Origin of the sequence: Streptomyces sp. NPDC051064 (genome assembly GCF_044455985.1) — a bacterium.
In the GTDB taxonomy this organism is placed as follows: Bacteria; Actinomycetota; Actinomycetes; order Streptomycetales; family Streptomycetaceae; genus Streptomyces.
In genome coordinates this window covers 311,277-335,440 of record NZ_JBITFK010000004.1, presented here as the reverse complement: position 1 = coordinate 335,440, position 24,164 = coordinate 311,277, and the positions used below count along the sequence as shown (strand labels likewise).

Annotated in this window: 18 protein-coding genes; 9 read left to right on the top strand and 9 right to left on the bottom strand. The window is 71.0% G+C overall.

Going from position 1 to position 24,164, the window contains the following annotated elements; genetic code table 11:
* Positions 1-13: 13 nt before the first annotated feature.
* Entirely contained in the window at positions 14-1,825 is a 1,812-nt protein-coding gene (locus ACIBCU_RS16460) for an NHL domain-containing thioredoxin family protein (protein WP_399231982.1), read from the top strand.
* Between the two features lie 79 nt (positions 1,826-1,904).
* Here the strand turns inward: ACIBCU_RS16460 and ACIBCU_RS16455 are convergent, their stop codons facing one another.
* The 3 genes from ACIBCU_RS16455 to ACIBCU_RS16445 all read right to left on the bottom strand — a co-directional run bounded on the left by ACIBCU_RS16455 (position 1,905) and on the right by ACIBCU_RS16445 (position 5,511).
* Positions 1,905-2,126, bottom strand: a complete 222-nt coding sequence (locus ACIBCU_RS16455) for a DUF6458 family protein (RefSeq protein ID WP_124277833.1) — start codon at positions 2,124-2,126, stop codon at positions 1,905-1,907.
* A gap of 105 nt (positions 2,127-2,231) precedes the next feature.
* Positions 2,232-3,530: a M18 family aminopeptidase gene (locus ACIBCU_RS16450; RefSeq protein WP_362927458.1), complete on the bottom strand. Its 1,299-nt coding sequence runs from the start codon at positions 3,528-3,530 to the stop codon at positions 2,232-2,234.
* Between the two features lie 154 nt (positions 3,531-3,684).
* Positions 3,685-5,511 carry an acyl-CoA dehydrogenase gene (locus ACIBCU_RS16445; RefSeq protein WP_362927457.1) on the bottom strand — a complete coding sequence of 609 codons (1,827 nt, stop codon included), beginning with the start codon at positions 5,509-5,511 and terminating at the stop codon, positions 3,685-3,687.
* Positions 5,512-5,682: 171 nt separating this feature from the next.
* Here ACIBCU_RS16445 and ACIBCU_RS16440 point away from each other — a divergent pair, with 171 nt between their 5' ends.
* The 3 genes from ACIBCU_RS16440 (at position 5,683) to ACIBCU_RS16430 (ending at position 8,420) form a co-directional block, all read left to right on the top strand.
* Positions 5,683-6,123, top strand: coding sequence for an SseB family protein (locus ACIBCU_RS16440; protein WP_103760589.1), 441 nt, complete (start codon positions 5,683-5,685; stop codon positions 6,121-6,123).
* Between the two features lie 174 nt (positions 6,124-6,297).
* Entirely contained in the window at positions 6,298-7,254 is a 957-nt protein-coding gene (locus tag ACIBCU_RS16435; RefSeq protein WP_399231978.1) for a pirin family protein, read from the top strand.
* Between the two features lie 89 nt (positions 7,255-7,343).
* Positions 7,344-8,420, top strand: a complete 1,077-nt coding sequence (locus ACIBCU_RS16430; RefSeq protein WP_362927455.1) for an AI-2E family transporter — start codon at positions 7,344-7,346, stop codon at positions 8,418-8,420.
* On the opposite strand, the gene ACIBCU_RS16425 is transcribed toward ACIBCU_RS16430, so the two are convergent.
* On the bottom strand, positions 8,415-10,535 hold the full coding sequence (locus ACIBCU_RS16425) for a SpoIIE family protein phosphatase (RefSeq protein WP_399231975.1): 2,121 nt from the start codon (positions 10,533-10,535) through the stop codon (positions 8,415-8,417). The genes ACIBCU_RS16430 and ACIBCU_RS16425 overlap by 6 nt on opposite strands.
* 173 nt (positions 10,536-10,708) lie before the next feature.
* Here ACIBCU_RS16425 and aspS point away from each other — a divergent pair, with 173 nt between their 5' ends.
* Together aspS and ACIBCU_RS16415 are read left to right on the top strand one after the other, a co-directional pair.
* Positions 10,709-12,526 (top strand): aspartate--tRNA ligase, encoded by a 1,818-nt coding sequence (gene aspS, locus ACIBCU_RS16420; RefSeq protein ID WP_362927453.1) that lies wholly within the window; start codon positions 10,709-10,711, stop codon positions 12,524-12,526.
* Between the two features lie 454 nt (positions 12,527-12,980).
* Positions 12,981-13,742, top strand: coding sequence for a hypothetical protein (locus ACIBCU_RS16415; protein ID WP_362927452.1), 762 nt, complete (start codon positions 12,981-12,983; stop codon positions 13,740-13,742).
* Positions 13,743-13,828: 86 nt separating this feature from the next.
* Here ACIBCU_RS16415 and metG read toward each other — a convergent pair whose 3' ends face one another.
* Both metG and ACIBCU_RS16405 read right to left on the bottom strand, forming a co-directional pair.
* Positions 13,829-15,442, bottom strand: a complete 1,614-nt coding sequence (gene metG / locus ACIBCU_RS16410; RefSeq protein ID WP_362927451.1) for a methionine--tRNA ligase — start codon at positions 15,440-15,442, stop codon at positions 13,829-13,831.
* A gap of 126 nt (positions 15,443-15,568) precedes the next feature.
* Positions 15,569-17,092 carry a VWA domain-containing protein gene (locus tag ACIBCU_RS16405; protein WP_399231973.1) on the bottom strand — a complete coding sequence of 508 codons (1,524 nt, stop codon included), beginning with the start codon at positions 17,090-17,092 and terminating at the stop codon, positions 15,569-15,571.
* Between the two features lie 291 nt (positions 17,093-17,383).
* Here ACIBCU_RS16405 and ACIBCU_RS16400 point away from each other — a divergent pair, with 291 nt between their 5' ends.
* The 3 genes from ACIBCU_RS16400 (at position 17,384) to ACIBCU_RS16390 (ending at position 21,820) form a co-directional block, all read left to right on the top strand.
* Positions 17,384-19,444: a PhoX family protein gene (locus ACIBCU_RS16400; RefSeq protein WP_399231971.1), complete on the top strand. Its 2,061-nt coding sequence runs from the start codon at positions 17,384-17,386 to the stop codon at positions 19,442-19,444.
* A gap of 186 nt (positions 19,445-19,630) precedes the next feature.
* Positions 19,631-21,304, top strand: a complete 1,674-nt coding sequence (locus tag ACIBCU_RS16395; protein WP_362927448.1) for a hypothetical protein — start codon at positions 19,631-19,633, stop codon at positions 21,302-21,304.
* Positions 21,305-21,406: 102 nt separating this feature from the next.
* Positions 21,407-21,820 carry an RNA-binding S4 domain-containing protein gene (locus tag ACIBCU_RS16390; RefSeq protein WP_362927447.1) on the top strand — a complete coding sequence of 138 codons (414 nt, stop codon included), beginning with the start codon at positions 21,407-21,409 and terminating at the stop codon, positions 21,818-21,820.
* Between the two features lie 17 nt (positions 21,821-21,837).
* Here ACIBCU_RS16390 and ACIBCU_RS16385 read toward each other — a convergent pair whose 3' ends face one another.
* The 3 genes from ACIBCU_RS16385 to ACIBCU_RS16375 form a co-directional block, all read right to left on the bottom strand.
* Positions 21,838-22,083, bottom strand: a complete 246-nt coding sequence (locus tag ACIBCU_RS16385; RefSeq protein WP_362927446.1) for a DUF2630 family protein — start codon at positions 22,081-22,083, stop codon at positions 21,838-21,840.
* 36 nt (positions 22,084-22,119) lie between these two features.
* The gene (locus ACIBCU_RS16380; RefSeq protein ID WP_362927445.1) at positions 22,120-23,061 is read right to left on the bottom strand and encodes an NADP-dependent oxidoreductase; all 942 of its coding nucleotides are present in this window, start codon (positions 23,059-23,061) and stop codon (positions 22,120-22,122) included.
* 89 nt (positions 23,062-23,150) lie between these two features.
* Complete coding sequence (locus ACIBCU_RS16375) at positions 23,151-24,155, bottom strand: endonuclease/exonuclease/phosphatase family protein (RefSeq protein WP_399231968.1); 1,005 nt, start codon at positions 24,153-24,155, stop codon at positions 23,151-23,153.
* Between the last annotated feature and the right edge of the window lie 9 nt (positions 24,156-24,164).

The following is a 24,164-nucleotide window of genomic DNA, read 5'->3' as shown; positions in this document are numbered from 1 at the left end:
GTTGACTGTTCTCATGACAGCACGTGCACGTGTCCGCGCCCCCGAACTGATCGGCAAGGGCGGCTGGCTCAATACAGGCGACCGGCAGTACACCCTTGCTGACCTGCGGGGACGCATTGTCATTCTGGATTTCTGGACATTCTGCTGCGTGAACTGTCTGCATGTGCTCGACGAGCTGCGTGAGTTGGAGGAGAAGCACCGCGACACCGTGGTGATCATCGGTGTCCACTCCCCGAAGTTCGTGCACGAGGCTGAGCACCAGGCCGTGGTCGACGCCGTCGAGCGGTACGAGGTGCACCACCCCGTGCTCGACGACCCCGAGCTCGCGACCTGGAAGCAGTACGCCGTCCGCGCCTGGCCCACGCTCGTCGTCGTGGACCCCGAGGGCTACGTCGTCGCACAGCACGCCGGTGAGGGGCACGCGCACGCCATCGAGAAGCTGGTCGAGGAGCTGGAGGCCGAGCACGCCGCGAAGGGCACCCTGCACCGCGGCGACGGCCCCTACGTCGCTCCGGAGCCCGTCGCCACACACCTGCGGTTCCCCGGCAAGGCGCTCGCCCTCCCGGACGGCGGCTTCCTGGTCTCGGACACCACCCGGCACCGCCTGGTCGAGCTGGATGCCGACGGCGAGACCGTGCGGGGGCACTTCGGCGCCGGTGAGCGCGGATTCGCGGACGGCGGCCGCGACGAGGCCCGGTTCAGCGAACCGCAGGGTCTCGCCGTGCTGCCGGACGGCCGGATCGCCGTCGCCGACACCGTCAACCACGCGATCAGGGCGCTCGACCTCGCCACGGGAGTGACGACCACGCTCGCCGGGACCGGACGCCAGTGGTGGCAGGGCTCCGCCACCAGCGGCCCGGCCACGGAGGTGGACCTGTCGTCGCCGTGGGACATCGCCTGGTTCGGCGACCGGCTGTGGATCGCGATGGCCGGGGTGCACCAGCTGTGGACGTACGACCCCGGGCAGGGCACGGTGCGGGTCGCCGCCGGGACGACCAACGAGGGACTGGTCGACGGGCCCGGGGACGAGGCGTGGTTCGCGCAGCCGTCCGGTCTGGCGGCGGCCGGCGACCGTCTCTGGGTCGCCGACTCCGAGACCTCCTCGCTGCGCTACGTGGACCCGGAGGGCGCGGTCCACACCGCCGTCGGTACCGGCCTCTTCGACTTCGGCCACCGCGACGGCCCCGCGGAGCAGGCGCTTTTCCAGCACCCGCTGGGCGTCACGGCCCTCCCCGACGGCTCCGTGGCCGTGAGCGACACCTACAACCACGCGCTGCGGCGGTACGACCCGGAGAGCGGCGAGGTCACCACGCTGGCCACCGATCTGCGGGAGCCGAGCGACGCGGTCCTGGTGGACGGCGATCTGGTCGTCGTCGAGTCCGCACGGCACCGGCTGACCCGGCTGCGGCTTCCCGAGGAGGCCGTGCGGGTCGCGGACCGGGCCCACCGCACCCAGCGCGCGGCCACCGAGGTCGCCGCCGGCACGCTGAGGCTTGACGTGGTCTTCCAGGCGCCGGCAGGGCAGAAGCTCGACACCCGTTACGGCCCCTCCACCCGGCTGCTGGTCTCCTCGACCCCGCCGGAGCTGCTGGCCGAGGGGTCGGGCCAGGGGACGGATCTGGGTCGTGACCTGGTCCTCGCGGACGGGGTCACCGAGGGTGTTCTGCATGTGTCCGCGATGGCGGCGTCCTGCGACGACGACCCGGACAACGAGTACCCGGCCTGCCATGTGCACCAGCAGGACTGGGGCGTCCCCGTGAGCGTCACCGCCGGAGGGACGTCCAGGCTCCCGCTGGTGCTGGCCGGGATGGACGACCGGGGCTGACGACGGACCGACCCGGCGGCGTCGCGCCACGTGCTCTCAGGGCACGTGCCGGCGCCATGAGGCCTGTCGGGTCGTCAGCTCACTGGTAGCGGCGCTCGTCCTCCGAGACGACCGTGGTGGTGGGCGGCACGACCATGCGGCGGCGCCGCGCGATGCTCACGTAGACGAAGACCCCGACGAGGCCGACGAGCATCATGATCCAGCCGACCAGGTCGACGTTGACGGTATCCATTTCCCAGTCGGTGGCGAACGCCAGGATCGCCCCGGCACCGATCAGGAGAATGCATCCTCCGAGTCCCATGATTTCCGCCTCCTCGACGGCCCGGTGAATCCGGGCCGGTGTACGGATCGCGTACCCGGCCCGGCAACAACCATGTCCACCGGGGCGGTTGGGACGGTGGAGGGATCAGCCCGCGAGGAACGCCGTGAGCGCGTTGGCCAGGAGGTACGGGTCGTCGGCGCCGCAGAGTTCACGCGCGCTGTGCATCGACAGGATCGCCACACCGATGTCGACGGTCGTGATGCCGTGCCGGGCCGCGGTGATCGGGCCGATCGTGGTGCCGCACGGCATCGAGTTGTTGGAGACGAACGTCTGCCACGGCACGCCGGCCTTCTCGCAGGCCGCGGCGAACACGGCGCGGCCGCCGCCGTCGGTCGCGTAGCGCATGTTGACGTTCACCTTGAGGATGGGCCCGCCGTTGGCCACCGGGTGGTGCGTCGGGTCGTGGCGCTCGGCGTAGTTGGGGTGGACGGCGTGACCGGTGTCCGAGGAGAGACAGACGGTTCCGGCGAAGGCCCGGGCGCGGTCCTCGTACGAACCGCCGCGGGCGAACACGGAGCGCTCCAGGACCGTGCCCAGCAGCGGGCCGTCCGCGCCGGTGTCGGACTGGGAGCCGTTCTCCTCGTGGTCGAAGGCGGCCAGCACGGGGATGTACGGGATCTCGTCGTCCGGCTGCCCGGACACGGCGGCCAGCGCGGCCGTCGCGGCGTGCACCGAGAGCAGGTTGTCCATGCGCGGACCGGCGAGCAGTTCACGGTCCCGGCCCAGGTAGGCGGGCGGCTCGACGGGGTGCGGCATGAGGTCCCAGCCGGTGATCTCCGCGGCCTCGACGCCCGCCGCGTCGGCGACGAAGCGGATGAGGTCGCCCTCCTCGACGTCGCCGAGTCCCCAGATCGGCTGCATGTGCTTCTGGCGGTCGAGCTTGAGGCCGTCGGGATTGGCGGACCGGTCCAGGTGCACGGCGAGCTGGGGGACGCGCAGCAGGGGCCGGTCGATGTTCACCAGCCGGTGCGTGCCGTCGCGCAGGGAGATGCGGCCGGCGAGACCGAGGTCCCGGTCGAGCCAGGTGTTCAGGAGCGTCCCGCCGTAGACCTCGACGGCGATCTGGCGCCAGCCGTGCGCACCCGAGTCGGGCAGCGGCTTGACCCGCAGGTTCGGGGAGTCGGTGTGGGCGCCCACGATCCGGAACGGGGTGTGGGCGGCGGCGCCCTCCGGCACGTACCAGGCCACGATGGCGCCGCCCCGCAGGACGTACTTACCGCCGGTGGAGCCGTCCCACGCGTCCGTCTCCTCGACCTGCCGGAATCCGGCCTTCTCCAGCCGCGCGGCGGCCGCGGCCACGGCGTGGTACGGGGAAGGGGCCGCCATCAGGAAGGCCATCAGATCGTCGGTGTGCCCGCGGTCGAAGCGGAGGGGAGAGCTCATGTTCCTCACTGTAACGACGGCGGACCGGGACGTTTAACGGTGTACGACGTCGTGCCGCCGCCCGTGTCCGGAAAGTTGCCCCGCCCATGACGACGCCGCCACCTGGAGGGATCCGGGTGGCGGCGTCATCATGGGCGGGGCGGGCCGGCGACGACTAGAACGCGGCCTCGTCGAGCTCCATCAGCGAGTTGTCGACGGACTCGGCCAGCGCGCGCTCGCCGGAGACGCCCGGCAGGACGTTCGCGGCGAAGAACTTCGCAGCGGCGATCTTGCCCTGGTAGAAGGCGGTGTCCTTGGCGGAGGCGTTGCGCAGCTTCTCGGAGGCCACGACCGCGCCCTTGAGCAGCAGGTAGCCGACGACGACGTCGCCCGAGGCCATCAGGAGGCGGGTCGTGTTGAGACCGACCTTGTAGATGTTCTTGACGTCCTCGCCCGTGGCGGTGAGGTCGGTGATCATCGTGCCGACGATCGCCTCCAGGTCCACCGCGGCCTTGGCGAGGTTGTCCAGCGAGCCGGACAGCTCCTCGTCGCCCTGGGCGCTCGCGAGGAACTTCTTGATCTCCTCGGAGAGGGCGTTCAGCGAGGCGCCCTGGTCGCGGACGATCTTCCGGAAGAAGAAGTCCTGGCCCTGGATCGCCGTCGTGCCCTCGTAGAGGGTGTCGATCTTGGCGTCGCGGATGTACTGCTCGACCGGGTACTCCTGGAGGTAACCGGAACCGCCGAACGTCTGGAGCGACTGCGCGAGCTGCTCGTAGGACTTCTCGGAGCCGTAGCCCTTCACGATCGGGAGCAGCAGGTCGTTGAGGCCGTTGAGTGCCTTGGCGTCCTCGCCCGCGGCCTCCTTCACCTGGATCGCGTCCTGGACGGAGGCGGTGTACAGCACGAGGGAGCGCATGCCCTCGGCGTACGCCTTCTGCGTCATCAGGGAGCGGCGCACGTCGGGGTGGTGCGTGATGGTGACCTTGGGGGCCGTCTTGTCCATGAACTGCGACAGGTCGGTGCCCTGGACGCGCTCCTTGGCGTACTCCAGCGCGTTGAGGTAGCCCGCAGAGAGGGCCGCGATGGCCTTCGTGCCGACCATCATGCGGGCGAACTCGATGATGCGGAACATCTGGCGGATGCCGTCGTGCTTGTCGCCGATCAGCCAGCCCTTGGCGGGGTGCTGGTCGCCGAAGGTCATCTCGCAGGTGTTCGACGCCTTGAGACCCATCTTGTGCTCGACGTTCGTCGCGTACACGCCGTTACGCGCACCGAGCTCGCCGGTGGTCCAGTCGAAGTGGAACTTCGGGACCAGGAAGAGGGAGAGGCCCTTGGTGCCCGGGCCGGCGCCCTCGGGGCGTGCCAGGACGTAGTGGAGGATGTTCTCGGACATGTCGTGCTCGCCCGAGGTGATGAAGCGCTTCACACCCTCGATGTGCCAGGAGCCGTCCTCCTGCTCGACCGCCTTCGTGCGGCCGGCGCCGACGTCCGAACCGGCGTCGGGCTCGGTCAGCACCATCGTCGAGCCCCACTGCTTCTCGACGGCGATCTCCGCGACCTTCTTCTGCGCCTCGTTGCCCTCGTCGAAGAGGATGCCGGCGAACGCGGGGCCGGAGGAGTACATCCAGACGGCCGGGTTCGAGCCGAGCAGCAGCTCCGCGTAACCCCAGATCAGGGAGCGCGGCGACGTCGTGCCGCCGATCTCCTCGGGCAGTCCCAGGCGCCAGTACTCGGAGTCCATGAAGGCCTGGTAGGACTTCTTGAAGGAGGCCGGGACGGGCGCGGTGTTCGTCTCGGGGTCGAAGACCGGCGGGTTGCGGTCCGCGTCGGCGTACGAGTCGGCGAGCTCGTTCTCCGCGAGGCGGGTCACCTCGTCCAGGATGCTCTTCGCGGTGTCGACGTCCATCTCCGCGAACGGACCGGTGCCGTACAGCTTGTCGCGCCCGAGGACCTCGAAGAGGTTGAACTCGATGTCGCGGAGATTCGACTTGTAGTGCCCCATGGGAAGGCTCCGTAATCAATAGCAGTGGCGCGCAGCGCCCCGTGGAGGAGTGAGGTTCGGGCGACGGACGGCCGGGCGTGGGTATATCACCTGACCCCCACGATGATGCTACCCGTCAGTAATAAGGCGCAACCCCTCAAGGCACAGATGTGTCCGATTACTCTTTGCGGCATGTATGGCTACGACCAGAACCAGGGCGCACAGCAGCAGATGGGCGGCGGCTATGGCGAGCAGCCGTTGTACCCCGAGCCCTCGCCGCCGTCCCTGGCCGACGCGGTACGGGCCTTCACGACCGGGTCGCTGTCCGCGGAGGACTTCCAGCAGATCTTCGCCACGGCGAAGGTCTACTGCCCGCGCGGCGACAACCCCGGCTTCCTGGCGCTCCACAACACCCAGCAGCCGGTGATCCCCATGTTCACCACGCTCAAGGAGCTCCGGAGCTACGCGGGCAAGGAGTCCAAGTACTTCGTGATCACGGGCGCCGAGGTGATCGACCTGCTGCCGACCGGCTACGGCTTCGTCCTGGACATGGAGGGTGATCACCGCATGGTCTTCGACGCCAAGGCGGTGGAGCAGATGGTGGACTTCGCTATGCGTCGTATGTACGGATAGGCATCCCCTGATCCGCGGACGGCCGAGGGCGTCCGCGGCCCGAGGCGGCCCGAGGGCCCGCACCGTCCGGTGCGGGCCCTCGGTGCTGTCCGGGGCGGCGGGAATGGATGCCGCCTTGCTAGATGTTCACTGTTCAACTAAATTGGTCGCAGAAGACTCCCGGAGGTGGCTCCCATGCCCGCAGTGACCGTCGAAAACCCGCTGACCCTGCCGAAGGTCGCGGCCCAGGCCGAGGCCGTGGCCCGCCCTGTGCTGACCGTCACGACCGCGCCCAGCGGTTTCGAGGGCGAGGGGTTCCCGGTGCGGCGTGCCTTCGCCGGGATCAACTACCGGCACCTCGACCCGTTCATCATGATGGACCAGATGGGTGAGGTGGAGTACGCGGCCGGCGAGCCGAAGGGGACTCCCTGGCACCCGCACCGCGGCTTCGAGACCGTCACGTACATCATCGACGGCAGCTTCATCCACCAGGACAGTCACGGCGGCGGCGGTGCCATCGAGAACGGCGACACCCAGTGGATGACCGCCGGCAGCGGGCTCCTGCACATCGAGACGCCGCCCGAGGCGCTCGTCATGTCCGGCGGCCTCTTCCACGGCCTCCAGCTCTGGGTGAACCTGCCCAAGGCCGACAAGATGATGGCCCCGCGCTACCAGGACATCCGTGGTGGCCAGGTCCAGCTCCTCGCCTCCCCGGACGGCGGCGCGCTGCTCCGTGTCATCGCCGGTGAGCTCGACGGCCACGAGGGCCCGGGCATCACGCACACGCCGATCACCATGGTCCACGCGACGGTCCGGCCGGGTGCCGAGGTGACGCTTCCGTGGCGCGAGGACTTCAACGGCCTCGCGTACGTCCTCGCCGGGCGCGGCAGCGTCGGTGAGGAGCGCCGCCCGGTCCGCACCGGGCAGACCGCGGTCTTCGGCAAGGGGTCCTCGCTGACCGTCCGCGCCGACGAGACGCAGGACGGCAACACCCCGGACCTGGAGGTCGTGCTGCTCGGCGGGCGCCCGATCCGTGAGCCGATGGCGCACTACGGGCCGTTCGTGATGAACACCCAGGACGAGCTCAAGCAGGCCTTCGAGGACTTCCAGGCCGGCCGCCTCGGCAAGGTCCCGGCCGTCCACGGCATGTGACCGGCCCCTCCGGTCGTACGGGTGACGGGCCGTCACCCGTACGACCGTGCGGAAGGGACATCACTCCCCGCCCGTGATCGGGTGGGAGGGTGCCGAACCGGAAGCCCCTCCTGCCCGATGTCGCGCGGCGGACGGCCGCCTGGTGCGGCGTTCTGCTCCTGGTCGTCGGCGTCGTGGCTGTGGCCATCTGGCTGGTGGTGGTGCTCAAGACCGCGGTCACCCCGGTCCTGCTGGCACTGCTCGGCACGGCGCTGCTCGGCCCCGTCCACCGCTGGCTGACCGCCCATAAGGTGAACAGATCCGTGGCGGCCGGACTCACCTGCGCCGCGCTCGTCGCGGTGGGGGGCGGCGCCGGATACATCGTCGTCACCGCCCTCGTCGACACCGGCGACCAGATCGTGGCCTCGCTGAAGGACGCGGCACAGTGGGTCATCGATCACTTCGACATCGAAGGGGTCGCGAATGTGGACGACCTGGCGGACAACGCGAAGAAGCTGATCGGGAGGTTCGGCGCGAGTGCGGCGGGCGGACTGCTCACCGGGATCAGCGTCATCGGGTCGCTCGTGACCACCGCGGTCCTGGCCCTGCTGCTGACGTTCTTCTTCCTGCGCGACTCCGACCGTGCCGTCCACCTCGCCCACACCATCGCCCCGCGCGGCACGGGCGGACTCGTGGAGGCCATGGGGCGCAGGGCCTTCGAAGCCGTCGAGGGGTTCATGCGCGGCACCACCTTCATCGCCCTGATCGACGCGCTGTGCATCACGGTGGGCCTGCTGATCCTGCGCGTGCCGGGGGCGGTGGGCCTGGGGGCGCTGGTCTTCGTCGGTGCCTACATCCCGTATCTCGGGGCCTTCATCTCCGGTGCCGTGGCCGTGCTGGTCGCGCTCGCCGACCGGGGCGTCGTGATCGCGCTCTGGGTGCTGGGAGTGGTGCTCGCAGTCCAGGTGCTGGAAGGGCACGTGCTCCAGCCCGTCATCCAGAGCCGTACGGTCCAGATGCACCCCGCCACGATCATGATCGCGCTGACCGCGGGTGCGAGCGTCGCGGGGCTGCTGGGCATGCTGCTGGCGGTGCCGGTGTGCGCCGCGGTGTTCGGGGTGATCGGCGAGCTGCGCAAGGGGTACGGGGCGGGAGGCCCGGAAGGCGCGGTTCCCGGGAGCTCATGAGCCGGTGACGCCCAGCTCGGCCGGCTCCGCGGACTCGTACAGCTCGAACCAGATCGACTTCCCTTCGCCCCTCGGGTCCACCCCCCAGGCGTCGGCGAGCATCTCCATCAGCACCAGCCCGCGGCCGCTGGACGCCATCTCCCCCGGCCGCCGCTTGTGCGGCAGCTCGTCGCTGGCGTCGGCCGCCTCGACACGCAGCCGCCGCTCGCCCCGCTCGCCCGTCACCTCCGCGACGAGCAGCGCGTCCCCGTCCGTGTGGACGAGCACGTTCGTGGACATCTCGGAGACCATGAGCTCCGCGGAGTCGACCTGCTCCGTGTCCGCCCAGTCGTGCAGCAGCTCCCGCAGCTGCTGCCGGGCGGCCGCGACGCGCTCGGGCTCCGCCTGGGCGATGGTCATGGCCGAGCGCCGCCCCGGGGTCCTGCGGGTCCGTGCGGCCTCGCGGCGCAGCACCATGACCGCGATGTCGTCCTCACGGCGGTCCACCAGCGGCCCGGTCGTGTAGTGGGAGCCGGGACCGTGCACCGTCTGCACGAGGGCGTCCGCGAGCTCCTCCAGGTCCTCGACGGGCTTCTCCAGGACCGGCCTGAGCCTGGTCCATCCGGTGGCCATGTCGTGTCCGCCGGTCTCGATGAGCCCGTCCGTGCACAGCATGATCGTCTCGCCGGGTCCCAGGACCACGCGGGTCGTCGGGTAGTCGGCGTCCTTCTCGACGCCCAGGGGCAGCCCTCCGGCGGTCTGCCGGATCACCGCGGTGCCGTCGACGCTGATCACCACCGGGTCCGGGTGGCCCGCCCGGGCGACGTCGAGGGTCCCGTTCTCGGGGTCGGCCTCCGCGTACAGGCAGGTCGCGAAGCGCGTCGCGTCGGACCGGTCCTCGCCGTCGTCGAGGTCGTACGTCTCGGTCAGTCCCGACAGGAAGCGCGAGGCCCGGGAGAGCACGGCGTCGGGGCGGTGCCCCTCGGAGGCGTACGCGCGCAGGGCGATCCGCAGCTGGCCCATCAGCCCCGCCGCCCGCACGTCATGGCCCTGGACGTCGCCGATGACGAGGGCGATACGGCCGTTGGGGAGCGGGATCACGTCGTACCAGTCGCCGCCGACCTGGAGACCTCCTCCTGTCGGGATGTAACGCGCCGCCACCGTCAGGCCGGGCACACCGGGTCCCAGGGACGGCCTCATCGCCCGCTGGAGGCCCAGCGACAGCTCCCGCTCGGTCTCGGCGGCACCGGCGCGGGTCAGGGCCTGAGCCAGCATCCTGGCCACCGTCGACAGCACGGAGCGCTCGTCCGGCGAGAAGGCCACGTTGTGCCGGAACCCGGCCATCCAGGCGCCCATGGTGCGACCGGACGAGATCAACGGCAGAAAGGCCCAGGACTGGCGTCCGAACTCCCGGGCGAGGGGCCAGGTGGCAGGGAAGCGCTGCCGGTACTCCTCGGGCGAGGCGAGGTAGATGGCCTGGCCGGTCCGCACGACCTCGGCTGCCGGGTAGTCGGTCTGCAGGGGCATGTCGGTGAACGGCTTCTCGTCGCCGACGTTGTGCCCGTGGTGCCCGATGACCGTCAGCCGCTCGCCCGAGACCCCGAACACGGCGAGTCCGTCAGGCGAGAACCCGGGCATGGAGAGCGAGCCCGCGACCCGCAGGACCTCCTCGGTGGACACCGCCTCGGCCAGCGCCCGTCCGGCGTCCAGCAGGAAAGCCTCGCGCGACCGCCGCCAGTCGCCCGTGAGCGGGGTCTTCGCCGCGGTGTCCTCCGGGAGCTGGGTGACCTCCTGGAGGATGCCCGTCAGCACGTACGTGTGGCGGCCCGGGGTGTCCAGCGGGATCGGCTTCGACCGGGTGCGCACCGTGCGTACGACCGCGCCGTTCTCGTCCACGATCCGCATCCTGGCCTCGGCCACCGTGCCCTCGGCGATCGCGAAGTTCACGATGCCGTCGATCTCGTTCCAGTCGGCGGGGTGGAACCGGGGGCGCACCTCCTCGCCGGGGCGGGCCGTGGCCTCGGCGGGCAGTCCCACCAGCCGCGCCGCCTCGGCGTCGAGCGTGACCGTGCCCGATGAGCTGTCCCAGCTCCACAGCCCGGTCCCGATCGCAGCCAGGATCTCCTCGGTGCGCATTGCCCCACTTTAGGAAGATGTTCTCCGCGGTCGCCACCGAGGGAGGCCGCCGCAGGAGGGCGTCGGGCGGGTCTCGGACAGCCGTGCGGCGACAATGCCAATGAAGCGGTGCGTCCACGGGCGGTAGCCTGGGGTGTCAATCCACCCCGACCGCGAAGACTGGATGAACGACGATGCATCGGTACAGGTCCCACACCTGCGGCGAGCTCCGCGCCTCTGACGTCGGCACCGACGTCCGGCTGAGCGGCTGGCTGCACAATCGTCGAGACCTGGGCGGCATCCTCTTCATCGATCTGCGCGACCACTACGGTCTGGTGCAGCTCGTCGCCCGCCCCGGCACCCCCGGCAACGACGCCTTGGCGAAACTGACCAAGGAGACCGTCGTCCGGATCGACGGCAAGGTCTCCGCGCGCGGCTCCGACAACGTCAACCCGGAGCTCCCGACCGGTGAGATCGAGATCGAGGTCACCGAGGTCGAGGTGCTGGGCGAGGCCGGCCCGCTGCCCTTCACGATCAACACCGAGGACGGGGTCAACGAGGAGCGGCGCCTGGAGTACCGCTTCCTCGACCTGCGCCGCGAGCGCATGCACCGCAACATCATGCTGCGCTCGGCCGTGATCGCCTCCATCCGCTCCAAGATGGTGGCCCTCGGCTTCAACGAGATGGCGACCCCGATCCTCACCGCGACCTCCCCCGAGGGCGCCCGTGACTTCGTCGTCCCGTCCCGGCTGAACCCCGGCAAGTTCTACGCGCTGCCGCAGGCCCCGCAGCAGTTCAAGCAGCTGCTGATGATCTCGGGCTTCGACCGCTACTTCCAGATCGCGCCGTGCTTCCGCGACGAGGACGCCCGCGCGGACCGCTCACCGGGCGAGTTCTACCAGCTCGATGTCGAGATGTCCTTCGTCGAGCAGGAGGACGTCTTCCAGCCGATCGAGAAGCTGATGACCGAGCTCTTCACCGAGTTCGGCAACGGCCGCGAGGTCACCTCGCCGTTCCCGCGCATCCCCTTCCGCGAGTCGATGCTGAAGTACGGCAACGACAAGCCGGACCTGCGGGCGAAGCTGGAGCTCGTCGACATCTCCGACGTGTTCGCCGACTCCGGTTTCAAGGCGTTCGCGGGCAAGCACGTCCGCGCCCTTCCCGTGCCGGACACCGCGGGCCAGTCCCGGAAGTTCTTCGACGGCCTCGGTGAGTACGCCGTCGAGCACGGAGCGAAGGGCCTCGCCTGGGTCCGCGTGGGCGAGGACGGCACGCCGACCGGGCCGATCGCGAAGTTCCTCACCGAGACGGACGTCAAGACCCTCACCGAGCGACTGTCCCTGGCCCCCGGCCACGCGGTCTTCTTCGGCGCGGGCGAGTTCGACGAGGTCTCCAAGATCATGTCCGCCGTCCGCGTGGAGGCCGCCAAGCGCGCCGGCCACTTCGAGGAGGGCGTCTTCCGGTTCTGCTGGATCGTCGACTTCCCGATGTACGAGAAGGACGAGGACACCGGGAAGATCGACTTCTCGCACAACCCCTTCTCGATGCCCCAGGGCGGCCTGAAGGACCTGGAGGAGAAGGACCCGCTGGACATCCTCGCCTGGCAGTACGACATCGTCTGCAACGGCATCGAGCTGTCCTCCGGCGCCATCCGTAACCACGAGCCCGAGCTGATGCTCAAGGCCTTCGAGATCGCCGGCTACGACCGCGAGACCGTCGAGCACGAGTTCGCGGGCATGCTCCGCGCCTTCCGTCTCGGCGCCCCGCCGCACGGTGGCATCGCCCCGGGCGTCGACCGCATCGTCATGCTGCTCGCCGACGAGCCCAACATCCGCGAGACGATCGCCTTCCCGCTCAACGGCAACGCCCAGGACCTGATGATGGGTGCCCCGACCGTGCTGGACGAGACCCGGCTGCGCGAGCTGAACATCCAGCTCCGCAAGCCCGTCGCGGCCGCGAAGGACAAGGCCGACGTCACGGACGCGGTGGCGAGGGACACCGGCGCGAAGTAGGCGTCACCGGTTCCGCTTCGGTTCCACGTGAAACAGTCCCCGGCCACCGGCCGGGGACTGTTTTCGTGGAGCCGGTGGGAGGGACCTCACCCGGTGCCGCGCGGTGTTCCGCGGTGCGGCGGTCGTGGGCCGCAGCAGGAGCCGGGGCCGGGTCCGTCGTCGCCACCGCCCGGCCCAGGAGGAGAAGAGCCAGGTATCCGGCACGACGACCGGACAGACCGACGAGACTCACGACGGAACCGGCCTCTGGACAGCAGGCCCCCGGTGAAGGGCCCGGAACCATGACGGTTCCGGGCTCTTTGCCTGCGTACGGGTGGACCGTGCGGAACTCCCGGACCTCGGGTACACGAACCGGGTACATCCGGATGGCCCCGGTTCCGGTTCGGCGCCGTCGGGTCCGGCAAGGACTGGCACGGGAAGTGCTCGTCCGCCCCCCACCGAGGAGTTCCGTACCGTGTCCGTCCCGCGTCGCCCGTACGCCCTGCTCGTCACCCTGTTCCTGCTGGTCATCGGCTGTTCCGCCGGGGCGGTGCAGACGACCGGCCCCTTCACGCCCCGCGGCGCGGCCGGCCCGGAGACCTCGGCCGCCCCGCCCCGCACCGTGGAGAGCCTCCGCCCCCCGGCTGAGATCCCGGCGCTGGGCCCGGAGACCCGGGCGCAGATCCCGGCCACGGCCCGGCAGGCCGTCGTGGTGACCGGGCAGGGCCCCGATTCCAACCGTTCCGCGGTCATGCTCTACAGCCTCGACGACCCCGCTCTCGGCTGGAGACCCGGGGCGGGCCCCTGGCCCGCCCACAACGGCATGGAGGGCTGGACGGACCACCACCTCGCGGACGACCTCCGGTCCCCCGTCGGGGTCTTCGGCCTCACCGACGCGGGCGGCCGGCTGCCCGACCCGGGCGCGCTGCTCCCGTACGACGAGCAGCACCGCTTCGCGGTGAGCGGCGAGGGCTTCCTGGGGGAGCCGCTCGAAGGCTCCTTCGACTACGTGGTCGCCATCAACTACAACCGGACCCCGGGCACCAGTCCCCTGGACCGCACCCGGCCGCTCGGCGCGGAGAGGGGCGGCGGCATCTGGATCCACGTGGACCACGGCGGACCGACCCAGGGCTGCGTCTCGCTGACCGAGGACCGGATGCGCGACCTGCTGCTCACCCTGGACCCCGCCAAGCACCCGGTGATCGTGATGGGGGACGCCGCGTCGCTGGCCCGGTGAAACGCCGGACACGCTGTGCCGGGTCACACGCAGGAGCCCGGGTCCCGATGGGTTCGGGTCCCGGGCTCCTGCACTGCGTACGCCGCTTACGCGGGCTTCTCCTCCAGGCGCGGGAACAGCACCGCGCCCTTCGTCACCGTCGCGCCCACGGGCAGCTGACCCCAGCGGCCCGCGTCCTGCACCGGCTGGTCGGCCAGGGCGCCCAGGGACGCCTCGGCGCCCAGGGACTCCCACAGCTTCTGCGAGGTGTCCGGCATGACGGCGTTCAGCAGGACCGCGACACCGCGCAGTGCGTCGGCCGCCGTGTACAGGATGGTCGCGAGCCGTGCCTGGCCCTCGGGCGACGTGTCCTTGGCGACCTTCCAGGGCTCCTGCTCCGTGATGTAGCCGTTGACCTGCTTCACGAAGTCGAAGACCGCCAGGATGCCGCCCTGGAAATCCAGCTCCTCGCCGATCTTCTGATCGGCCGAGGCGACGGCCCTGGCCAGGCCCTCCTGGACCGCCCGTTCCGCGTCACCGGCGGCCGTGGCCTCCGGGAGCGCACCGCCGAAGTACTTGCCGACCATGGCGGCGACGCGCGAGGCGAGGTTGCCGTAGTCGTTGGCGAGCTCGGAGGTGTAGCGGGCGCTGAAGTCCTCCCAGGAGAACGAGCCGTCGCTGCCGTACGCGATGGCCCGGAGGAAGTACCAGCGGTACGCGTCCACGCCGAAGTGCGAGGTCAGGTCCTGCGGCTTGATGCCCGTCAGGTTCGACTTGGACATCTTCTCGCCGCCGACCATCAGCCAGCCGTTGGCGACGACCTTGCCGGGCAGTGGCAGGCCCTGCGCCATCAGCATGGCCGGCCAGATGACCGAGTGGAAGCGCAGGATGTCCTTGCCGATCAGGTGCACGTCCGCCGGGAAGGTGCCGTCGAACTTCTCCTGGTTGGCGCCGTAGCCGACCGCCGTCGCGTAGTTGAGCAGCGCGTCGATCCACACGTAGATGACGTGCTTCGGGTCCCACGGCACCGGGACGCCCCAGTCGAACGTGGAGCGCGAGATCGACAGGTCCTGAAGGCCCTGCTTGACGAAGTTCACGATCTCGTTGCGGGCGGACTCGGGCTGGATGAAGCCCGGGTTGGCCGCGTAGAACTCCATGAGCTTCGGGCCGTACTCGCTGAGCTTGAAGAAGTAGTTCTCCTCCTTGAGGAGCTCCACCGGCTTCTTGTGGATCGGGCACAGCTTCGTGCCGTCCTCGGCCTCGATCAGGTCGCCGGGGAGCTTGTACTCCTCGCAGCCGACGCAGTACGGGCCTTCGTACCCGCCCTTGTAGATCTGGTCCTTGTCGTACAGGTCCTGCACGAACTCCTGCACACGGTCGGTGTGCCGCTTCTCCGTCGTACGGATGAAGTCGTCGTTCGCGATGTTCAGGTGCTCCCAGAGGGGCTTCCAGGCCTCCTCGACGAGCTTGTCGCACCAGGCCTGGGGCGTGACGTCGTTCGCCTCGGCCGTGCGCATGATCTTCTGACCGTGCTCGTCCGTGCCGGTGAGGTACCACACCTTCTCGCCACGCTGGCGGTGCCAGCGGGTGAGCACGTCGCCTGCGACGGTCGTATAGGCGTGCCCCAGGTGAGGAGCGTCGTTGACGTAGTAGATGGGGGTCGATACGTAGAAACTCTTCACGCCGTCGCCCCCTTGCTTCTCGGATCCAGTGGCCGCCATGGTCGAAATCCTAACGGTCCGTGGGAGATCCACTCACATCGATCTCGCGATGGCTCACGGCGGTACGGTCACGGCGGTACCCGGCCCGGAGGGCGGGCTCGCCGCGACCGTACGGCCGCCGGTGGATCAGTCCTCCGCGACGACCCCGCGGGCGGCGGCCCAGGCGGGCAGTGCGGCGAGGGCCTCACGGTAGAAGGCCGCGTCGGGGACCTCGCGCGGGGCGGGGCCCGCGTGGAAGAACCCGGCGTTCTCGGCGTCCAGCTTGCGCAGGAAGTCGAAGGCCTTCGCGTCCTCGTCGCCGAACGCGACGAACTGGAAGAACAGCGGCAGCCGCGCCGCGTCCGCCAGTGCCTGCTTGGCCGCCACCTTGGCGTCCGGGGCGCCGTCCGTCTGGAAGACGACCAGCGCCGGGCCGTCGGCGCCGGACTTCTCGTAGTGCGCGACGACCTCCTCGACGGCCCGGTGGTAGTTCGTACGGCCCAGGCGGCCGAGGCCCGCGTTCAGCTCGTCGATCCGGCCCTCGTGGGCGGTGAGGTCGATCGCCCCGGTGCCGTCGATGTCGGTCGAGAAGAAGACGACGGGCACGGTGGCGTTCGGGTCCAGGTGGGCCGCGAGCGCCAGGGCGCGGTCGCCCAGGTGCTGGGCGCTGCCGTCCTTGTAGAACGGCCGCATGGAACCGGACCGGTCGAGCACCAGATACACGGTGGCCCGCAGCCCGGTCAGCCCGTGCGCCTTGAGCCCGGCCTGTGCGGCCTTGTACGGGGTCACGAGCGCGGGCGCCGCCGCCTTGACCCGGGCGAGGGTGACGGCGGGCTTGCCGGCGGGGGCGGCGGTCTTGGCCGCGGGTGCGGCTTCCGGCTCGGGTGCGGTGACGGGTTCCGGTGCGGCTTCGGCGACCGGCTCGGCGGCGGCGACCGGCTCCGCCTTCGGCGGCTCGGGTGCGGCTTCCGGCTCGGGTGCGGCGACGGCTTCCGGTGCGGCTTCGGTGACGGGCTCGGCGGCGGCGACGGGCTCCGCCTTCGGCGGCTCGGGTGCGGCTTCCGGCTCGGGTGCGGCGACGGGCTCCGGTGCGGCTTCGGCCACCGGCTCCGCGGTGGCGACCGGCTCGGGCTCGACGGCCGGCTCGGGTTCCGCGACCGCGACCGGTTCGGCCGGCTTCTCGGCGGCGGCCGGTTCGACAGCCGCCACCACCTTCTCCTCGGCGGCAGGAAGCTGCTCCGCCTCCGGCTCCGGGTCGATGTCGATCGTGATCGGCGCGGCGGCGGCCGGCTCCGTCACCGCGGCGGCCTCCTCGGCCGCGTCCTTCCCGGCGTCCGCGGCCGGCTTCGCCTCCGGGTCCGACCCCTGGGCCGGAACCCTCGGCGCGGACGTGGAGGCAGGCGTGGTCGCCGAGGTCGCGGCCGCCTTGTCGAAGGCCGCCGCGACCAGGTCGGACGCCTGTCCGCTGTCGTCCCCCGTGCCGGCGGACCGGTCCGAGGAGGAGGCCGGGGCCGGTACCGAGGCCTTCGCGGGCTCGGCCGCCGAAGTGGCGGTCTCCGGCTCCGGCTCCGTGGGCTGGGTGCGCTCGGCCTGGGGCGGGACGGTGGCCGTGGTCGGCTCGTCCTGCTCCGTCCGGCCGAACACCTTGCGCAGCAAGCTCCGAATGCCCATGGGCGAGGCCTTTCGCATGAGGTGGGTGCGATAAATGTCCGTACTGCGGGAATTGATCCCTGGCCAGGGCGGATACGTAAGGTTAGCGGCCGGATCCGGCCGTTCGGTGGCGCGGCCCGCCCCTGGGGCAACCGAGCTCCACCCGAGTCGTGACCGAGTCCTGAACGGGGCCCGGATCAAAGGGAAGAGGAGCGGTGTCCCGGACTTCACCCTCCGTTCACCGGCAGTCCCACGAACGGCGTGGATGCGCACCTACCGTCACGCGTGACACACAGACGGAGGGACGAAAACGTGCGCGATCTGCTGCCGCTCATCGGCTCGCACCAGGGCGGGCGCTCTGCGCTGACCTGCCGCTACCGCTGCGGTGACGCCTGCTTCCAGGAGGTTCCGAACACCAGCGACAACGAGTACGCCGGCGACATCATCGCCGGTGCCCTGTCACGCCGGTCGATGATGCGCGCCGCCGCCGTGGTGACCGTGGCCGCCGCCGCCGGAACCACCGCTCTCGCCGGCCCCGCGGCCCCGAGTGCCGAGGCCGCGCCCCTCGCGGGCCGTACGGGCGGCAAGCCGAAGCCCACCACCCCGGGCGCCCGGGGCCTGCGCTTCGCGGCGGTCGCGCCCAACACGGAGGACAAGGTCACGATCCCCGACGGCTACGGCCAGAACGTCGTGATCCGCTGGGGCGAACCGATCCTGCGCGGCGCTCCCCGCTTCGACCCCGACAAGCAGTCGGCGAAGGCGCAGGCGGGCCAGTTCGGCTACAACAACGACTTCCTCTCCCTGCTCCCGCTGCGCGGTGAGCGCGGCCGTCAGGTGCTGGTCGCCAACCACGAGTACACGGACGAGATCCTGATGTTCCGTGGATACGATCCGGCCAGCCCGACCCGTGAGCAGGTCGAGATCGCCTGGGCGGCACACGGACTCTCCGTGGTCGTCGTCCAGGAGGAGAACCGCACCGGCAAGCTCGCGCCGGTCAACCGCCACCCGCTGAACCGCCGTCTCACCGCGACCAGCGAATTCCGGGTCACCGGCCCCGCCGCCGGCAGCCCGTTGCTCCGTACCTCCGCCGACCGCACCGGCCGCAAGGTGCTGGGCACCCTGAACAACTGTGCGGGCGGCACCACCCCGTGGGGCACCACGCTGCACGGCGAGGAGAACTTCAACCAGTACTTCGCCAACGGTTCCAGCGACACCGACAAGCGCTACGGCATCGGCACGGCCGCCACCGAGCGCAAGTGGGAGCGGTTCGACAGGCGCTTCGACCTGGCACAGGAGCCCAACGAGGCGCACCGCTTCGGCTGGGTCGTCGAGCTCGACCCGTACGACCCCGACTCCACGCCCCGCAAGCGGACCGCGCTCGGCCGGTTCAAGCACGAGGCGGCGCAGCCCCGGCTGACCGCCGACGGCCGCCCCGTGGTCTACATGGGCGACGACGAACGGTTCGACTACTTCTACAAGTTCGTCTCCAGCAAGCGGATGAAGAAGGGGAACTCGCGGGCCGCCCGGGAGCACAACCTCACGCTGCTGGACGAGGGAACGCTGTACGTCGCCAAGCTGACCGGGGACTCCCCGGCCGCGGAGTTCGACGGGACGGGCAAGCTCCCCTCCGACGGCGAGTTCGACGGCAGCGGCGTCTGGATCCCGCTCGCCACGGGCACCACCTCGCACGTCCCGGGCATGACGGCCGACGAGGTGTACGTCTTCACCCGCCTGGCCGGTGACAAGGTCGGCGCGACGAAGATGGACCGTCCCGAGGACGTCGAGCCCTCGCCGCGCACCGGCCGGGTCTACATCGCGCTCACCAACAACACCGACCGCGGAAAGGCGGGCAAGGCCGGCGCCGACGAGGCCAACCCGCGCAACGCCAACAAGCACGGTCAGATCCTGGAGCTCGCGGAGAACCGGGACGACCCGGCGGGCGACGGCTTCGCCTGGCGGCTGTTCCTCGTCGCGGGCGACCCGGAGGACCCGGCGACGTACTTCGCCGGGTTCCCGAAGGAGAAGGTCAGCCCCATCTCCTGCCCCGACAACGTCGCCTTCGACGACCACGGCAACCTCTGGATCTCCACGGACGGTGCCCAGCTCGGTTCGCACGACGGCCTGTTCGGCGTCGCCACGCAGGGCGAACGACGGGGCGAGCTCAAGCAGTTCCTGACCGTGCCGACCGGCGCGGAGACCTGCGGCCCGGTGATCCAGGACCGCCGCGTCCTCGTCGCCGTACAGCACCCGGGCGAGGTCGACGGCGCCTCCGTCGAGAAGCCCGCGAGCACCTGGCCGGACGGGCCGGGCAGGATCGTGCGCCCGTCGGTCGTCGCGGTCTGGCGCGAGGACGGCAGCGACATAGGCGTCTGAACCGTCCGGCCCTGCACAAGCGGAGCCCTCACTACGGCCTGTGTCCGTGTGGTGCACGGCTGATGAGTGTCGTTCAAATGTGCGTATAGGTCGCCCGATTGTGTTGCTAGCGTGACCGGCCGTTGTGCCTGATGAGGAATCAGGCGCAACGGCCGGTCGGTACGCGCACTCACGAAGGGCCCCCACATGGGACAACCATCCCGCCGAACACGCCTCGCGGCCTGCGCCGTGGCAGCAGGCGCACTGATGACCGCGCTGGTGCCGGCGACGGGTGCCACGGCCGCCGCCCCCGCTGACGCCCCTCGCGCCGTCGCGGCGGACGATCCCGTCCCGGGCCATGAGGGCATGCCGGACGACGGCTTCGAGAACGCGCCCGAAGGGGAGCAGGACGACCTGGCGGGTTCGGGATCCGCCCCCTCCGCGACCGCCGACGCACAGGCCGTGGTCCCCGGCCGTCCGGGCGACTTCACCCTGGAGACCGGCACAGGCCTCACGGGGCTCGTCGACAAGCTGGACGCCGCCCTGCCCAAGCAGGGCCTCACCGAGCTCATGACGCAGGCCAACCGTGACGCGGGCTGGAACGCCACCTGCGGTGACGCGGCCATCTACGGTCCCGACCTGACCGCGGCCCCCCGTGTCTGCTGGAAGGACGACGACGCCACCTCCTCCGAGTGGATCCCGCAGGCCATCACCGGCGTCTCGGACGCCCAGGAGGACGAGGACTGGGGCACGTCGGACGCCGAGCCCATCGCGGTGGCGGGCTACGACGACCAGAACCCGGGCCGCAGCAACTACGCCTCCGGCCGTAGCAACTGCGTCCAGGACTCGGCATCCGACGCCTGCAACGAGAAGGGCATACGGGTCAGCTTCTTCAACCAGGCCACCAAGAAGTACCGCCATGTGCTGCTGGCCTGGCCCTACCTGAACTCCAAGGACCACATCTCCTTCGACGCCCTGCACGCGAGCGAGGGCACGTGCACGCAGGAGTCCGGCGTGACGGACGCCTGCAGGGCGCAGAACGGCATCCACGCCGGCGGCATGGTCTGGTACGGCAACTACCTCTACGTCGCCGACACGGCCAACGGCATGCGGGTCTTCGACCTCCGCAAGATCATGGACCTCAACCCGGACAACGACACCTCGGTCCACGACCCGACTCCGGACGGCCTCGTCAGCAACGTCGTCGACAAGAAGCGGGTCGGCCGCCAGAACAACGTCTGGTACGGATACGGCTACCGGTACGTGATGCCCCAGGTCGCCACGCTGAAGTTCACCACGGCGAAGAACGGCGGGACCACCAGCGAGAACCAGTGCTACGCCACCGGCCGCCCGAAGGCCTCGTACATCTCGCTCGACCGGACCGGCGACGACCACATGGTCCTCGGTGAGTACTGCAACACCAACAACGGCGGGTCCAGCAACGGCCGCGTCGGCACCTACCCGATGACCGCGCTGACCGCCGCCGTCGAGGGCGCGTCGGGCACCACGGCCAGGGCGGACCTCGCGTACGGACTGCCGGACACGGGGACCTTCGGGGGCGAGGACCTCTGGCACAAGATCCAGGGCGTCACGCGCTACGACGGCAAGTGGTACTTCCACCGCAGCAACGCCTACGACAACGGCCGGCTGATGCAGGCCACCCCGGGGACCGTGGACGGCACGACGCAGCTCGTCGCCAACCCGAAGATCCTGGAGAGCTCGTTCGGCCCCGAGGACCTGTATCTCGCGCACGGGAGGGGCGACGGCTTCGCCCCGAAGCTGTGGTCGCTGAGCGAGCACGCGCCCAGCGAGTGCGGGGTCTGCAAGCGGGAGCTGTACAGCTACGACATGGGTGACGTCATCAGCGGCTTCGGCTCCTGACCCCGTGAAGGCGCCTCACCAAGACCGTCCGGCACATGGGGGGCGGCGTCGCGGGGCTCTTTCCTCCACCCCCCATGTGCCGGACGGTCTACAGTCGTACGCATGGTTTCCGGTGAGGCGCCGCAGGCGGAGGGAAGCGTCCGGGTCGATGCCTGGATCTGGGCGGTCCGGCTGACGAAGACCCGCTCGCAGGCGGCTGCCGCCTGCCGCGCGGGACATGTGCGTGTCAACGGCGAGCGCGCGAAGCCCGCCCAGGCCCTGCGTACGGGCGACGAGGTGCGGCTGCGGCACGCCGGCCGGGACCGGATCGTGGTCGTCTCCAAGATCGTGAAGAAGCGGGTGGGTCCGCCGGTCGCCGCGGAGTGCTTCGTCGACAACAGCCCGCCCCCGCCGCCGCGCGAGATGGCGATCCAGGTCCCGGTCCGCGACCGGGGCGCGGGCCGCCCGACCAAGCGGGACCGCCGGGAGATGGAACGCCTCCAGGGCTTCCAGGGCCGGGGCCCGGACGCCGGCTAGGCGGTCCGGCAGGGGTTTCAGCTCTGGTACCCCTCCACCTCGTCGGCCGGGCGCACCCGCGCCTCCGAGGGGTCCTCGCCGAATTCGCTGAGCGCGCGCCGCTGCCGCAGCAGGTCCCAGCACTGGTCGAGCTGGACCTCCACCTCGCGCAGCCGTGACCGCTCCTCGGCGGAGAGGCCCAGGTCCGCGGTGGAGCGGGCGCGGAGGGCGCGCTCCTCGGTGATCAGTCCGTCGATGTTCTCGAAGATGTCCTGTTCGGCCATGAGAGCTCCCGGTCGGTGTCCTGGGGGATGTGTCCTTCAGATGACGAAGACGGTCTTGCCGCGCGCCCCGCCCGCGCGGTTCTGGGCGAGAGCCTGCGGTGCCTTCTCCAGGGGCAGTTCCATGTCGATGGGCACGTCCAGCTCCCCACGCGCCACGGCCGAGGCCAGCTCCTCCAGCACCGCGGCGGTCGGAGCGAGCCGGAAGTCGGCCCAGGCGATGCCCGGCGGCGCCGCCACGCCCCGGGTGGTGACCGCGACGCCGCCGTCACGCACCAGGGCGGTGTAGGCCGCGAACGAGGCGGCGTCAGCCGAGACGAGGTCGACGAGGGCGTCGACACCGTCCGGGTACAGATCGCGCACCGCGGCCTCCAGCGCTTCGGGGCCCATGGTCGTGTCGACGGTGGCGGTGGCGCCGAGCGCCCCCATCCGCCGCTTCTCGTCGCCCCGCACGGCGGCGACGACCGCTGTCCCGCGGGCCGCCGCGAGCTGGGTCAGGAAGCTGCCGACGCCGCCCGTCGCCCCGACGACCAGCAGGCTCAGTCCGCTGCGTACGGCCGTGCTCGACAGGATCTGCGCGGCGGTCGTCCCGGCCGACGGGAGCGCCGCCGCGAGCTGGAGCGGCATGTCGCGAGGGACGAGGGCGATCGGGGAGTCCTGCGGGACGCACACGTATTCGCCGTACGCCCCACAGCGTCCGAGGGGCGGGGCCGTCGCGCGGCCGAAGACGGGGTCACCGACCCGGAAGCGGTTGTCGCCGCTGCCGATCATGTCCACCCGGCCGGCGAAATCGGTGCCCAGGACGAGTGGGAACACCTGAGGGGCGGCACCGTCCGGAGCGCCGTCGGCGGTCTGCCAGTCGAGCGGGTTCAGCGCCGCGTACTCGACCTTGACCCGCACCTCGCCCGCCCCGGGGTCGGGCTTCGGCACCTCGACGGAACAGGGCTCCGCACGGAACGCGCTGACGGCGATGGCTCGCATACGGCAGACCTCTCACTCGCCCCCTGCTCTCACGCATCCCACTGTCGCCCGGCCCACGCACCCGCGCACGTCGGGCCCGGGACGCCGGATCAGCCGTCGTGGAGGGCCAGCGAGACGAGCAGGGCCCGGTGGTCGGTGCCGCTCAGGTCCAGGAAGCGGGCGGACCGTACGGAGAAGTCGTCGCTGACCAGGACGTGGTCGATCTGGGTGCGCAGGGGCGTACGGCGGTCGGCCGGCCAGCTGTACGTGCGGGACCGGCCGGCGATCCTCGCGCTGTCGTGGAGCGCACCCGTGTCCAGCACCTCGCGGAAGGCGGCATGGTCCTGGGAGGCGTTGAAGTCGCCCGCGAGCAGGACCGCCCCGCCCCTGGCCCCCGCCGCGAAGTCCCTGATGCGGCCCAGCTCGTCCCGCCATCCCCCGACCCTGCCCGGCACCGGTGGCAGCGGGTGCGCGAGCTGCAGCCGGACGTCCCTGCCCGCGACTTCGGCCACCGATCCCGGCATAGCCATGACCCCGTCGACGGGATCGGCGGGCCGCAGCGGATACCGGCTGAGCAGGGCGGAGCCGAGCGAGCCGTCGAGGCGGACGACCTCGCGGTAGGGGTACGCGGCCTCCGGGATCCGGGCGGCGAGGGCGTCGGCGCAGAGCGGATCGCACTCCTGGACGAAGACGAGGTCGGGCCGTTCGCGCCGGACCGTGTCGATCAGCCCTTCCGTGGCGCCGCCGAACTCCACGTTGGAGGACAGGACCCGGACCTCGGCCAGGACGGACCCCTGCGCCCCCGTGGTGCCGGAGCCGTAGGGCCTGGCGTACCAGCCGGTGGCCGCGAGCACCACGGCCGCCCAGACCATGCCCGTACGCCACCGGGCGATGCCCGCGAGCGCGAGGCCGGCGCCGCCGGGGACGAGCAGCCAGGGCAGGAAGGCGAGGGCCTGGGGCACCGGCGTGGGGCCGTCGGCGTCCGCGGCGCGGAAGCCGAGGACGAGGGTGGCGCAGGACAGGGCGAGTGCGGCGCACCCGCCGGCGGCTGCGCGCCCTCGCCCTCGCGGGCGGGCCCCGTCCCCCACGGCCGCCCTCGCGGCGCTGCTGCTCACACCGGAAGT

What these genes read in the sequence shown, in the direction of transcription:
- ACIBCU_RS16460 (WP_399231982.1), top strand. Translation starts at nt 14, where the DNA reads ATGACAGCACGTGCACGTGTCCGCGCCCCCGAACTGATCGGCAAGGGC.
- ACIBCU_RS16455 (WP_124277833.1), bottom strand. Translation starts at nt 2,126, where the DNA reads ATGGGACTCGGAGGATGCATTCTCCTGATCGGTGCCGGGGCGATCCTG.
- ACIBCU_RS16450 (WP_362927458.1), bottom strand. Translation starts at nt 3,530, where the DNA reads ATGAGCTCTCCCCTCCGCTTCGACCGCGGGCACACCGACGATCTGATG.
- ACIBCU_RS16445 (WP_362927457.1), bottom strand. Translation starts at nt 5,511, where the DNA reads ATGGGGCACTACAAGTCGAATCTCCGCGACATCGAGTTCAACCTCTTC.
- ACIBCU_RS16440 (WP_103760589.1), top strand. Translation starts at nt 5,683, where the DNA reads ATGTATGGCTACGACCAGAACCAGGGCGCACAGCAGCAGATGGGCGGC.
- ACIBCU_RS16435 (WP_399231978.1), top strand. Translation starts at nt 6,298, where the DNA reads ATGCCCGCAGTGACCGTCGAAAACCCGCTGACCCTGCCGAAGGTCGCG.
- ACIBCU_RS16425 (WP_399231975.1), bottom strand. Translation starts at nt 10,535, where the DNA reads ATGCGCACCGAGGAGATCCTGGCTGCGATCGGGACCGGGCTGTGGAGC.
- aspS (WP_362927453.1), top strand. Translation starts at nt 10,709, where the DNA reads ATGCATCGGTACAGGTCCCACACCTGCGGCGAGCTCCGCGCCTCTGAC.
- metG (WP_362927451.1), bottom strand. Translation starts at nt 15,442, where the DNA reads ATGGCGGCCACTGGATCCGAGAAGCAAGGGGGCGACGGCGTGAAGAGT.
- ACIBCU_RS16405 (WP_399231973.1), bottom strand. Translation starts at nt 17,092, where the DNA reads ATGGGCATTCGGAGCTTGCTGCGCAAGGTGTTCGGCCGGACGGAGCAG.
- ACIBCU_RS16395 (WP_362927448.1), top strand. Translation starts at nt 19,631, where the DNA reads ATGGGACAACCATCCCGCCGAACACGCCTCGCGGCCTGCGCCGTGGCA.
- ACIBCU_RS16390 (WP_362927447.1), top strand. Translation starts at nt 21,407, where the DNA reads ATGGTTTCCGGTGAGGCGCCGCAGGCGGAGGGAAGCGTCCGGGTCGAT.
- ACIBCU_RS16385 (WP_362927446.1), bottom strand. Translation starts at nt 22,083, where the DNA reads ATGGCCGAACAGGACATCTTCGAGAACATCGACGGACTGATCACCGAG.
- ACIBCU_RS16380 (WP_362927445.1), bottom strand. Translation starts at nt 23,061, where the DNA reads ATGCGAGCCATCGCCGTCAGCGCGTTCCGTGCGGAGCCCTGTTCCGTC.